The organism is Georgenia satyanarayanai, assembly GCF_009193135.1.
Classification (GTDB): domain Bacteria; phylum Actinomycetota; class Actinomycetes; order Actinomycetales; family Actinomycetaceae; genus Oceanitalea; species Oceanitalea satyanarayanai.
Window position 1 is genome coordinate 17,271 of record NZ_VUKC01000003.1, and the last position, 12,101, is coordinate 29,371.

At 74.6% G+C, this 12,101-nt stretch carries 10 protein-coding genes and 1 tRNA gene; 6 read left to right on the forward strand and 5 right to left on the reverse strand.

Annotation, left to right across the window (positions count from 1 at the left end; all coding sequences use genetic code 11):
- Positions 1 to 86: 86 nt before the first annotated feature.
- Positions 87 to 875, reverse strand: a complete 789-nt coding sequence (locus GD632_RS04930; RefSeq protein ID WP_152189399.1) for an ABC transporter permease — start codon at positions 873 to 875, stop codon at positions 87 to 89.
- The gene (locus GD632_RS04935; RefSeq protein WP_152189401.1) at positions 872 to 1,768 is read right to left on the reverse strand and encodes an ABC transporter ATP-binding protein; all 897 of its coding nucleotides are present in this window, start codon (positions 1,766 to 1,768) and stop codon (positions 872 to 874) included. Before GD632_RS04935 ends, GD632_RS04930 begins: the two co-directional genes overlap by 4 nt.
- A gap of 128 nt (positions 1,769 to 1,896) precedes the next feature.
- Here GD632_RS04935 and GD632_RS04940 point away from each other — a divergent pair, with 128 nt between their 5' ends.
- The 5 genes from GD632_RS04940 to GD632_RS04960 all read left to right on the forward strand — a co-directional run bounded on the left by GD632_RS04940 (position 1,897) and on the right by GD632_RS04960 (position 6,594).
- Positions 1,897 to 3,216 (forward strand): sensor histidine kinase, encoded by a 1,320-nt coding sequence (locus tag GD632_RS04940; protein ID WP_152189403.1) that lies wholly within the window; start codon positions 1,897 to 1,899, stop codon positions 3,214 to 3,216.
- Positions 3,186 to 3,875, forward strand: coding sequence for a response regulator (locus tag GD632_RS04945; protein ID WP_152189405.1), 690 nt, complete (start codon positions 3,186 to 3,188; stop codon positions 3,873 to 3,875). The genes GD632_RS04940 and GD632_RS04945 overlap by 31 nt, the downstream gene beginning before the upstream one ends.
- A 50-nt stretch (positions 3,876 to 3,925) precedes the next feature.
- Positions 3,926 to 5,407 (forward strand): ribosome biogenesis GTPase Der, encoded by a 1,482-nt coding sequence (gene der, locus GD632_RS04950; RefSeq protein WP_152189407.1) that lies wholly within the window; start codon positions 3,926 to 3,928, stop codon positions 5,405 to 5,407.
- Complete coding sequence (locus tag GD632_RS04955; RefSeq protein WP_152189409.1) at positions 5,407 to 6,435, forward strand: hypothetical protein; 1,029 nt, start codon at positions 5,407 to 5,409, stop codon at positions 6,433 to 6,435. The genes der and GD632_RS04955 overlap by 1 nt, the downstream gene beginning before the upstream one ends.
- An 85-nt stretch (positions 6,436 to 6,520) precedes the next feature.
- Positions 6,521 to 6,594, forward strand: a tRNA-Pro gene (locus GD632_RS04960).
- 99 nt (positions 6,595 to 6,693) lie between these two features.
- Here the strand turns inward: GD632_RS04960 and GD632_RS04965 are convergent.
- Complete coding sequence (locus GD632_RS04965; protein WP_152189411.1) at positions 6,694 to 7,515, reverse strand: alpha/beta fold hydrolase; 822 nt, start codon at positions 7,513 to 7,515, stop codon at positions 6,694 to 6,696.
- A 42-nt stretch (positions 7,516 to 7,557) separates the two neighbouring features.
- Positions 7,558 to 8,400 carry an alpha/beta hydrolase gene (locus GD632_RS04970; protein ID WP_152189413.1) on the reverse strand — a complete coding sequence of 281 codons (843 nt, stop codon included), beginning with the start codon at positions 8,398 to 8,400 and terminating at the stop codon, positions 7,558 to 7,560.
- Between the two features lie 127 nt (positions 8,401 to 8,527).
- Here GD632_RS04970 and GD632_RS04975 point away from each other — a divergent pair, with 127 nt between their 5' ends.
- The gene (locus GD632_RS04975) at positions 8,528 to 11,275 is read left to right on the forward strand and encodes an ATP-binding protein (RefSeq protein WP_152189416.1); all 2,748 of its coding nucleotides are present in this window, start codon (positions 8,528 to 8,530) and stop codon (positions 11,273 to 11,275) included.
- 3 nt (positions 11,276 to 11,278) lie between these two features.
- Here the strand turns inward: GD632_RS04975 and GD632_RS04980 are convergent, their stop codons facing one another.
- Positions 11,279 to 12,085: an alpha/beta fold hydrolase gene (locus tag GD632_RS04980; RefSeq protein ID WP_226924603.1), complete on the reverse strand. Its 807-nt coding sequence runs from the start codon at positions 12,083 to 12,085 to the stop codon at positions 11,279 to 11,281.
- Positions 12,086 to 12,101: the final 16 nt, after the last annotated feature.

Consider the following 12,101-nt stretch of genomic DNA (forward strand, 5'->3'; position numbering starts at 1 on the left):
AGCCGACTTACCGCCGACAGCCGACTTACCGTCCGTCGGTAAGTCGGCTGTCGGCGCAGCGGGGGACCGGGGGAGGTGTGGGGCCGTTACGAGACGTCGCGGCGGGCGGTGCGCCACAGACCGATGGCGAGGGGGACCCCGATCCACACGGCGGCCGACGTCGCGAGCTGCGCCCACGTCGTCGCCGTCATCTCCGCCGACATGAGGGCGGTCATCGAGAAGTCGAGGTTGAGCCACTTCGCCGGCTCCTGCAGCGCGTCGACGAGCATGGTGAGCAGGGACCACACCGTGGGCAGCGCGAGGTAGGCGACGATCGCCACCGGCGTGCTGAGGAACGCCAGCCCGAAGGCCAGGCCCTGGGTGACGAGGAGCAGCAGGGCGAGGAGCATCCCGCCGAGGACCGACCACTCCATGGCCCAGGACCCGTCACCGTCCAGCGCCACCATCCCGACGACGTTGAACAGCGCCCCCGCCAGCAGGGCCGCGGCCATGACCGCCACGCCCAGCCCGAGCGCGGAGACGAGCTTGGCGGCGTTGACCCGGGTGCGGCGCGGCTCGAGGCTGAAGGTCGTCAGCGCCGTCCGCTGGGACCACTCGCCGGTGGCGGCCATGACCCCGAGGAGCGGCAGGAGGAGCATCTGGGCGAGGGAGGAGGCCATGGTGAGCTCCTGCCAGGTGCGGTTCTCCGGCTCCCCGGTGAACAGCACGAGGGCGATGAGCCCGGCGTTGAGGAGGACGATCACCGCGAGCAGCCAGGCCCCGGCGCGGGTGTCGAGCTGCTTGCGGAGCTCGACGAGGGCGAGCCGCGTGAAGGGGACGGGTGGGGAGGCGGTGCGGGCCGTCGTCGTGGGGCGGGTGGTCGTGGGCGCGGTCATGCTGCGGCCTCCTCTCGCCCGTGCTGGGCGGTCGTGTCGAAGAACAGGTCCTCCAGGCCGGTGGCGGCCGAGGGGCGCAGGTCGGTGAGGACGACGGCGGCAGCCAGGGCCGCCCGGCCGACCTCCTCCGCGGTGGCCGACGTCGTGAGGCCGGTCCCGGCGCCGGTGACCTCGTGGCCGGCGGCGGTGAGCGCCCGGGCGAGGGTGGTGTCGTCGAGGCTGTGCACCTGCGTGCCGGGGGTGGCGAGGAGCTCCTCGGCGCTGCCCTGGGCGAGGATGCGGCCGCGGCCGATGATGACGAGGTCGTCGGCGACGGCCTCGACCTCGCGGAGCAGGTGGGAGGAGAGGAGGACCGTGCCGCCCTCGTCGGCGAAGTCGCGCAGCAGCGCCCGCATCCAGCGGATGCCGGCTGGGTCGAGGCCGTTGACCGGCTCATCGAGGATGAGTACCTCCGGCTCGCCGAGCAGGGCGTGGGCCAGGCCGAGGCGCTGACGCATGCCGAGGGAGTAGGTCCGCGTCCGCGCTCCCGCCTCCGCCGCGGTGAGACCCACGGTGGCGAGGACCTCGTCCACCCTGCCGGGACGCAGCCCCATGAGCCGCGCGGACAGGTGGAGCACCTCCCGGCCGGTACGGCCGGCGTGCTGCGCGGAGGCGTCGAGGAGGACGCCGACCCGCCGGCCCGGGTTGGTGAGCTCGCGGAAGGGGGCGCCGAGGATGGTGGCGCGGCCCGACGTCGGGGTCGTGAGCGCGGTGAGCATGCGCATGGTGGTGGACTTGCCGGCACCGTTGGGGCCGAGGAACCCGGTGACCCGGCCGGGCCGGGCGGTGAAGGAGACGTCGTCGACGACGGCGCGGTCGCCGTAGCGTCTAGTCAGGTGCTGTGCGGTGATCATGGGACAACCCTCCGGGACGGCAGGGCGGTGCGGATCGGCGCTCCGGCTCGGCCGGGTCAACCTTTCGGCGGACGACAGCGAGCCCGCCGGTGGACCGGACCGGCGGGTGGCGTCCCTAGGCTGGCCGGATGTACCCCGCGCTCCCTCCTGCGCCGGCCGTCCCGGTACCGGTGGCCGTCCGGCCGGCCGTCGCCCACGACCCGGGGCAGCCTCCCGCCCTGCGGCCGTGGTCCCGCGTCTGGCGCTACCTCGTCGCGGCGGGCGTCGCGATGGTGCTGTGGCTCTCCGTGGCCGCGGACTTCATCCCGGTGGCCGACGCCCCGCTGCCGGCCGACGTCGAGGCGCGGATCGGCGGGGCGCTCGTCCTCGACGCGGTGCTCGGCGTCATCGCCCTCGCGCTGCTGCCGCTGCGCCGCCGCCACCCGGTCCTCGTCGCGACGCTCACGGGGGCGATGTCGGCCGTCTCCGCGTCCGCGGTGGGCGCGGGCGTGGTGGCGGCGGTGTCGGTCGCGACGTGGCGGCGGTGGCGGTGGGTGGCACCCGTCGTCGTCACGTGGACGGGCGCCACCGTCGTCTACGAGCTCGTCTGGCGGCCGGCCATCGTCGACGACGGCAGCACGGTGGGTTTCGCCGCCCTGGCCGGCGGACTCGCGATGGGGGTCATCGGCACCTGCGTGGCCACCGGCTTCTACGTCGGTGCGCGGCGTGAGCTGCTCGCGACGCTGCGTCAGCGCGCGGAGACGGCCGAGCGGGAGCAGGCGGCCAAGGCGGACGCGGCGCGGGAGGCCGAGCGCACCCGCATCGCCCGCGAGATGCACGACGTGCTGGCCCACCGGATCTCGCTCGTCGCCATGCACGCCGGCGCGCTCGCCTACCGCACCGACCTCTCCCGGGAGGAGACCGCCGAGGCCGCCGGTGTCATCCAGCGCAGCGCTCACCTCGCGCTGAGCGAGCTGCGCGAGGTGCTCGGGGTGCTGCGCGCCGGCGGGACTCCGGCCCCCGACGACGGCGCCCCGGCCGAGCCGCCGCAGCCGCTCCTCGCCCAGGTGCGCGAGCTCGTCGACGGAGCGCGTGTCCAGGTCGAGGCGGCGCTGGACCCGAGCGGTCTGCCGGGCGGGGACCTCCGCGGCGTCGGCGACCTCCCGGCGACGACCTCACGCACCGCCTACCGGGTCGTCCAGGAGGCGCTGACCAACGCGTGCAAGCACGCCCCGGGGAGCGACGTCGTCGTCCACCTCGCCGGGGGACCGGGCGGGCTGCTCACCATCGAGGTCCACAACGGCCCGCCCACCTGGGGCGGGTCGCTGCCCGCCGCGCCCGGGAGCGGCTTCGGGCTCGTCGGCCTCGCCGAGCGGGTCGAGCTGGCCGGCGGCGTGCTCGAGCACGCGGCCGGGCCGGACGGCTCCTTCACCGTGCGATGCTGGCTGCCGTGGGAGGAGAGCAGGTGAGCGCGCCGCGCGTGCGCGTGGTGGTCGTCGACGACGACGCGCTCGTCCGGACCGGTCTGCGACTCATGCTCGGCGGGAGCGACGTCGTCGAGCTCGTGGGCGAGGCGGGGGACGGCCACGAGGGCCTCACCGTCATCGAGCGGGAGCACCCCGACGTCGTCCTCATGGACATCCGGATGCCCGGCCTGGACGGGCTCGCGGCGACGCGCCGGCTGTCCGAGCGCGGCTCGCGCACCCGCGTCATCGTCCTCACGACCTTCGACACCGACGAGATGGTGCTCACGGCCCTGCGTCACGGCGCGGCCGGGTTCCTCCTCAAGGACACCCCTCCCGCCGAGCTCGTCGACGCCGTCGTCCGCGTCGCGCGCGGTGAGCCGATGCTCTCCCCGAGCGTCACCGCCCAGGTCATCACCGCCGCCACCCGCACACCGGACGACTCGCGCGAGAAGCACGCGAGGGAGCGGGTCGCGCGGCTCACCGACCGGGAGCGCGAGGTCGCCGTGGCGATCGGGCGGGGCCTGTCGAACGCGGAGATCGCCGCCGAGCTCTACCTCGGCCTGGCGACGGTCAAGACCCACATCGGCCGCCTGTTCACCAAGCTCGAGGCGGGCAACCGGGTGCAGATCGCGCTCTGCGTCCACGACGCCGGCCTCACCTGAGTGCGCCCCTGAGCGCGGCGGTTAGCGTGGAACGGCCCGAGCACGCGACAATGGCCGGCGTGAGCGACTCCGAGGACTTCCCGACCACCCCGGCCGACGACGAGCAGCGCGCCGCGGCCCTGCGCGCCGGGCTGTCCGACTACGTGCTGGACGAGGAGGACGCCGCCCTCCTCGCGTCCGCCGACGACGCCCCCGCCGAGGACCGGCCGGAGGCACCGCTGCCGGTGCTCGCGGTCGTCGGGCGCCCGAACGTCGGCAAGTCCACGCTCGTCAACCGCGTGCTCGGCCGCCGCGAGGCCGTCGTCCAGGACGTCCCGGGCGTCACCCGTGACCGCGTCAGCTACCCCGCCGAGTGGGCCGGGCGCCGCTTCACGCTCGTCGACACCGGCGGCTGGGAGCACGACGCCGCCGGGCTCAACGCCCGCGTCGCCGAGCAGGCGGAGGTCGCGATCGCGATGGCGGACGCCGTCATGTTCATCGTCGACGCGACCGTGGGCCCGACGAGCACCGACGAGCAGGTCGTCCGGATGCTGCGGAAGTCCGGCAAGCCGGTCGTCCTCGTCGCGAACAAGGTCGACTCGCCCGCGCAGGAGTCCGACGCCGCCGCCCTGTGGTCGCTCGGGCTCGGGCAGCCGTGGTCCGTGTCCGCGCTGCACGGGCGCGGGTCGGGTGACGTGCTCGACGCGGCGATGGCGGTGCTCCCCGAGGTCTCCGCGGTCGCGAACCCGCTGCCCGAGGGTGGCCCGCGGCGCGTGGCCCTCGTCGGCCGCCCGAACGTCGGCAAGTCCAGCCTCCTCAACGCGATCGCCGGCCAGCAGCGCGTCGTCGTCGACGACGTCGCCGGCACCACCCGCGACCCGGTCGACGAGCTCGTCCTCCTCGGCGGCCGCCCGTGGTGGCTCGTCGACACCGCCGGCATCCGCCGCCGCGTCCACCAGACCAAGGGCGCGGACTTCTACGCCTCCCTGCGCACGCAGGCGGCGCTGGAGAAGGCGGAGGTGGCCGTCGTCCTCATCGACTCCTCGGTCCCGCTGACCGAGCAGGACACGCGCGTCATCCAGCAGGTCATCGAGGCCGGGCGGGCGCTCGTCATCGCCTACAACAAGTGGGACCTCATGGACGACGACCAGCGCCACCTCCTCGAGCGAGCCGTCGAGCAGGACCTCGTCCAGACCCAGTGGGCACCACGGGTCAACATCTCCGCGAAGACCCGCTGGCACGTCGACCGCCTCACCAAGGCGCTCGACACCGCGCTGGGCGGGTGGGACACCCGCATCTCCACCGGCAAGCTCAACTCCTTCCTCGGCGAGCTCACCGCCGCGAACCCGCACCCGGTGCGCGGGGGCAAGCAGCCGCGCATCCTCTTCGCCACGCAGGCTGACAGCCGCCCGCCGCGCTTCGTCATCTTCGCCACCGGCTTCATCGAGCACGGCTACCGCCGCTTCATCGAGCGCAAGCTCCGCGAGAACTTCGGCTTCGTCGGCACGCCGATCGAGATCAGCGTCCGCGTGCGCGAGAAGCGCCGCCGCTGATGCCCGACGGCACGGTGTCCCGACGGCACGTCCTCCTCCGGTGGGGCCTGCCCCGGGACCCGCGCGCCGGTGAGCACGTTCTTGGCTTCGTGCTCACGACGGTCGTCACGATCTTCGCCACCCGCGGCCTTCTCCAGCTCACCGGCTTCCCGCAGGTCGGCGGGGAGACCCTCCACGTGGCGCACGTCCTGTGGGGCGGGCTGTTCATGGCGCTGGCCATGGTGCTCGTGCTGTCCTTCGCCGGGCCGGTCGTCCGGCCGCCGGCGGCCTTCCTCGGCGGGATCGGCTTCGGCCTGTTCATCGACGAGGTCGGGAAGTTCCTCACCAACGACAACGACTACTTCTTCCAGCCGGCGCCGATGATCATGTACGTCACGCTGGTCGTGCTCGTCGTCCTCGCCGACGTGCTCCACGGGCGCCGCCCGCCGCACCCGAGCGAGCAGCTCGCCGCCGCGGCCGACCACGCCGTCGCCGGACTGGCGGGCGGGCTGAGCCCGCAGCGGCGCGAGGTCGCGCGCGAGCTGCTGCGGCAGGGGAGCGGAGGCCGCGGCGAGGCGGAGGTCGAGGCGCTCCTCGCCGCCGTCCCCGACGACCACAGCGAGCTCCCCGACCCGCTCGAGCTCGCCACCCGCAAGGTGCGCGGTCTGCTCCGCGGCGTCGTGCGCGGCTCGTGGACGACGGCGGTGGCCGGGGCGCTGCTCGTCCTCGCCCTCGGCGGGGGCGTCGTCGTCATCCTCACCGCCGACGACGGCGCACCCACCTGGTCGTTGTGGGCCGCGGCGGCGTCGACGGTCGTCGTCGTGGCGGCGGCGGCTCGCGCGTGGACGCTTCTCGGCCGGGACCGCTACGACGCCTTCCAGTGGCTGCGGCGGGCGCTGACGATCCAGCTCCTCGTGACGGTCGTGGGCCTGTACCGGATCGACCCGTGGCCGGCGACGGCCGTCATGACGATTGCCCTGCTCGGCCTCGGGGTCGTGCAGGCGGAGAAGGTGCGCCTGGAGCAGACGGGGCAGGGCGCCGCCCACTGAGTGACGCCGCGCACAGTGGCCTGTCGCGGTTTCGGTTCGGACGCGTCTCTGGGGTAATCTTCTCTAGGTTCGTTCGCGAGCCAGACGGGCTGTGGCGCAGCTTGGTAGCGCACTTGACTGGGGGTCAAGGGGTCGTGGGTTCAAATCCCGCCAGCCCGACAGAAACAGAGCCGTGACCTCGGAGTACGAGGTCACGGCTCTTTGTCGAACGTCTTGACGTGACGGACCGGACCGTGGCGTCCGTCCCGGCGAGGGCGGTCAGCGGGTGAGCCAGGCGAGCAGGTCCGCGGTGAACTCCTCCTCGTAGGCGCCGTGGAGGCCGTGCGGTGCCCCCGGGTACACCGTGAGCATCGCGTCCGCGAGCAGCTCGGCGGTCTTGGGAGCGGAGGCGCGGAAGGGGACGATCTGGTCGTCGTCGCCGTGCGCGACGAGGACCGGGATGGTGATCGCGCGAAGGTCGGCCGTGTAGTCGACGGCGGAGAACTGGGCGATGCAGTCGTACGCGGGCGCGAGGCCGGCCTGCATGGAGAGCCGCCAGAACTGGTCCCGGACGCCCTGCGAGAGGGTCGACCCGTCACGGTTGCCCCCGTAGAACGGCACGGACAGGTCCTGGTAGAACTGTGAGCGGTCGGCCAGCACCCCGGTGCGGATGTCGTCGAACGCCTCGATCGGTGTGCCCTCGGGGTTGTCGGGCGTCTGGAGCATGAGGGGCGGGACGGCACCGAGCAGGACGGCCCTGCTCACCCGCTCCGACCCGTGGCGCGCCAGGTAGTGCACCACCTCCCCGCCGCCCGTCGAGTGCCCGACGAGGACGGCGTCACGCAGGTCGAGCGCCTCGAGGACGGCCGCGAGGTCGTCGGCGTAGTGGTCCATGTCGTTGCCCTCGGAGGTCTGGGTGGACCTGCCGTGCCCCCGCCGGTCGTGAGCGATCCCGCGGAAGCCGGCGTCCGCCACCGCCTTGAGCTGGCGGTCCCAGGCGTCGGCGTTGAGCGGCCAGCCGTGGCTGAAGACGACGGGGGGACCGGCCCCCCAGTCCTTGTAGAAGATCTCGACTCCGTCCGATGTCGTGACGACAGGCATGACGTGCTCCTTCGCGAGGGTGGTGGTCGGTGGGTCCGGCGTTCAGACCGCGTGCGGGTGCGTGCTGTCGTCCCGGCGGCCGGCGTGGGCGAGGGCCCACTCGAGAGCGTGGTCGGCGATCTCCTCCCAGCCGTCCTGGGCGGTCATGAGGTGGGCCCGCCGGGGATAGGTCTCGTGCTCGGTCACCGTGCCCGGCGCCCGGTACTTCCGGGCGTTCGCGCGCTGCACCGACGGCGGCATGATGTGGTCGTCCGAGCCGGAGAGGAAGAGCAGTGGCGGGCGCGCGGCGTTGCGGTAGTCGACCCAGATGTCCTGGTGGCCGGGCCGGAAGTTGGCGAGGACGCCGTTCCACAGCGTGCCGCCGGAGGCGGGGATCGCGTACCGCTCGTAGGCCCGGCGCGCCTCGGCCGCGGTGAAGCCGACGTTCGTGAACGCGTAGCTGAACTGCTCGAAGGTCAGGGGGACGGCCCGCCGCCGGTTGGCGGGCGAGCGCAGCACCGGGAAGGTCGACCGCACCTGGGACAGGGGCGTCGTGCGGACCCCCTCCGTCGGGGCCGAGTTGAGGGCCACGCCGGCCGCGCCGTAGCCCCGGTCGAGCAGGACCTGCGTGAAGGCGCCGCCGGCGGAGTGGCCGATGATGACCGGCGGCGTGGGCAGCGTCTGCACCACCGAGACCAGGTGGTCGACGATCTGGGCCCCGGTGACGGTGGCGATGGGGGAGGGGTCGGCGTTGAGCGCCTCGACCTCCACCTCGAAGCCGGGATAGGCCGGGGCGAGGACACGGAAGCCCTGGGCCTCGTAGTGGGCCTTCCAGTCCTCCCAGCTGCGGGGCGTCACCCAGAAGCCGTGGACGAGAACGACGGTGTCGGGAGTCGGTGTGCTCATGCCGGCACGCTAGGGAGGGGCCCGTGCGTGGGGCATCAGTCAGGTGACTGTCCGCGCGCCCGCGACGACCGAGTCGGGGCTCGACCGGGTCTGGACGGCCCCCGGCCGGACGAGGACAATCTCGGCCATGCGTGACCTGGTCGGCCGCACGGCCGAGCTGGACCTCCTGCGCAGCGAGGTGGCGGCCGCGGCGCAGCATGTCGGTGTGTTCCTCCAGGGACCTCCGGGGATCGGGAAGACCGCGCTCCTCGGGTACACGCGCGGCCTCGCCCGCGAGCGCGGCATGGCGACGCTCGAGTGCGCGGGCGCAGCGGCGGAGATGCACGTTCCCTACGCGGGCCTGCACCAGCTGCTCCAGCCGGTCCTCACACGTACCGCTCTGCCTGACGCCGAGGACCGGCTCGTCCTCCTGCGCCGGTCCGTGGGGGCCCTCGAGGCCGCCGCCGAGGCGCCGGACCCCGTGGCCGTCGCCGTCGCCACGCTCGACCTCCTCCGCGCGACGGCGACGGCCGCGCCCCTGCTGGTGACGGTCGACGACGTCCACTGGCTGGACCCCTCAAGCCGGTGGGTCCTGGCGTTCATGGCCCGCCGGACCCGGGGCGACCCGGTCCTGCTCGTGTGCGCGAGCCGCGAGCCGCCGGACGCGGCCCTCGCCGACGTACCGCTGAGGACGACCACGCTGACGCCCCTCGGCGAGGCGGAGGCCCGGTCCGTGGTCCGGGCGGAGGCGGCGGAGCTCCCGCCGGTGCTCCGCGACCGGGTGGTGCGCGAGGCGGAGGGACTGCCGCTCGCGCTCGTCGAGCTCGCCCGCGCCTGGAGGCACGTGCCGCGCGGCACGGTCCTCACCGACCCGTTGCCCCTCACCGACCGGCTCGGGACGGTGTTCGTTGACCGGGTGAGCGACCTGCCCGCCGTCGGGCAGGACCTCCTCCTGCTCGCCTCCCTGAGCCAGCGAGCCCCCGGCGGGCACGGGCAGGACACCGTCGCCCAGCTGCTCGACGCCGCCCGCCGACTCGGTCACCCCGCGGTCGCGCCACCGGACCTGGAGCCTGCCGAAGTGGTCGGCCTGGTCGACGTCAGGGTCGACGGCGTGCACTTCCACCACCCCCTCGTCCGTTCCGCCGTGCTCCGGCGGGCGGGGGAGGTGCGTCGCCGGGCGGCGCACGCGGCGCTGGCGCGGGCGACGACGGATCCGGACCGCGCCGTCTGGCACCGTGCCTGCGCCGCGACGGAGCCGGACGAGCAGGTGGCAGCGGCCCTCGAGCGCTGCGCGGACCGTGTCCGTCGTCGCGGTGCCGTCACCGAGTCCGTCGCGATGCTCGAACGCGCGGCGACGCTCACGCCCGACCCCGCCGTCCGCGGCGGTCGGCTGGTCACCGCGGCCGACCACGCCGCCGACCTCGGGCACGAGGAGGCGGTGGTCCGCCTGCTGACCGAGGCCGAGGCGCTGCCGCTGGCCGAGGTCGACCGCGCGCGTGCCGCATGGCGCCGCTACCGGCCACCGGAGGTGATCGGCGACTACCCGCGCATGCGGGAGCTCGTCGCGGCTCTCGCCCGGCTCCACCGCGCGGGTCGGCGGGAGTCTGCACTCGACGCCCTCGCCCCGGCGGCCGACGTCGCCTACTGGCGGGGGATCGAGCCGCGGTGCCGCGACCTGTTCTGCGGCGCCGTCGAACCCCTGGTCACGGCTCCGGACCCGCGGCTCCTCGCGGCGCTCGCCCTGTCCGCCCCCGTCTCGAAGGCACGGACGGTGCGGGCAGGGATCGCCGCCCTCGGCACCAGCGGCGTCGACGACGCCGAGATGCTCGCGCTCCTCGGGCGCGCGGCAGCCGTCGTCGGAGACGCCGCGGCCGGGACAGCGCACCTCGTGCGGGCGGTCGGACCCCTTCGGCGGCAGGGTCGACTGGGTCTGCTCACCTCGGCGGACGCCGCGCTCGCGTGGACCTGCTGGCACCTCGGCAGGTGGGACGAGGCGGGCGAGGCGGTCCGAGAGGTCCGCTCGAGCGGGCTCGAGCGAGGACGCGCCCTCACGGCGGCGGAGATCACGGGCACCGTCCTCCAGGCGGTCCGCGCCGACCCTGAGGAGGCGCTCGACCGCTGCACCCAAATCGACGGTGACCTGGTGTCGGCTCCCTCGGCGACGCTGCGTGAGATGTCCTCCTTCGCGCGGGCGACGGCGCTGTTCGTCCTCGGCCGCGACCAGCAGGCCTGGGACACCCTCCGAGACCGGTTCTCGACGCGGGGGACGGTCCCCGAGTCGGTGACGAGCATCCAGCACGGGACGCTCCCCGTGTACGCGGACACCGCGGCCCGGGTCGGTGCGGACGTCGAGGCACGCGGCGTTCTCGCTCGCTTCGAGGACGGCCACGCCGACTCCCCGCTCCTGTCGGCGTCCCTGGTGTACTCCCGCGCGGTCCTGGCCGGCCCGGGGTCCGCGGAGTCGCTGCACCGGGTGGCGATCGACGAGCTCGCGGGGTGGCCGTTCCTGCGGGCGCGCGCCCGGCTGTCTCTCGGGCGGTGGCTCCGCCACGCGCGACGGGTCTCCGAGTCGAGGCGGTACCTGCGCACCGCCCGTGACTCCTTCGACGCTCTCGGGGCCCCGGCCTGGGCCGCCGAGGCCCGCCGCGAGCTCCGTGCGGCCGGGGAGGCCGACCAGGACGCCACGGCCGGGTCGGGGGTGCTCACGGCGCAGGAGCAGCTCATCGCCGGCCTGGCGGCCCAGGGGCTGACCAACCGCGAGATCGGGGCGCGGCTCTACCTCTCTCCCCGGACCGTCGGGTCGCACCTCTACCACCTGTTCCCCAAGCTGGGGGTCAGCTCACGTGCTCAGCTCGGCCAGGTCCTGGGAACCGACAGGCCGCAACCGCTCGCGTAGTCGTCAGGTCCCGGAGAGGAAGTCCGACAGCAGGTGGTGGAAGGCGCGTTGGTGCTCCAGCGCCGGCGCGTGGCCGCACCGCCCGAGGACGTGCATCCGGACGTCGGTGAGGTGGTCGAGCAGCGGCAGGGTCGCCGGCAGGGGAGTGACACGGTCCTGGGCGCCGTGGACGAGCAGCACCGGCGCGTGGACGGCCGCCAGCGTCTGCTCCGACAGCGTGAGGTCCTCGGCCCACCGCGCGCGGGGCGGCGGGAAGAGCGTCGCGAACGCCGCCTCACCGGCCTGCATCGCGGCGGTCCGGGCCGCGACCGCCGACCTCGTGACGAGCGACTGGTCGAGGAGGAGGCGGCCCAGCATGTCCCGCGCGCCGTCCTCGGTGGCGGGGGCGGCCCACACCGCGTCGAGCTCCGCCGACAGCGGCGCCCCCGGCGCGCCCATGGTGGACACGGGCACGACGTGGGTGACGTGCTCGGGACGCGCGGCCGCCAGGGCCAGGGCGACCGCACCGCCCATGGAGTGGCCGACGACGGCGTACGAGCGGTGCCCCAGGGCGTCCATCAGCCCGGCGGCCTGCTCCGTCCACACCCGCAGCCCGCCTCGTGACCCCGGCGGGAGCGGAGTGCGGCCGAAGCCCGCGTGGTCGGGAGCCACGAGGTGCCACGACCCTCCGAGCGCCTCGACGGTCGCGGCCCAGGCTCCGGACCCGGTGGTCCCGGGTCCGGAGCCGTGCAGGAGGAGCACCGCAGGTCCTCTACCGCCCTGGAGGAGGTGGACGGGCGAGCCGTCGACGACGACGGTGCGCTCCTCCATCACCGGCAGCCGGCGG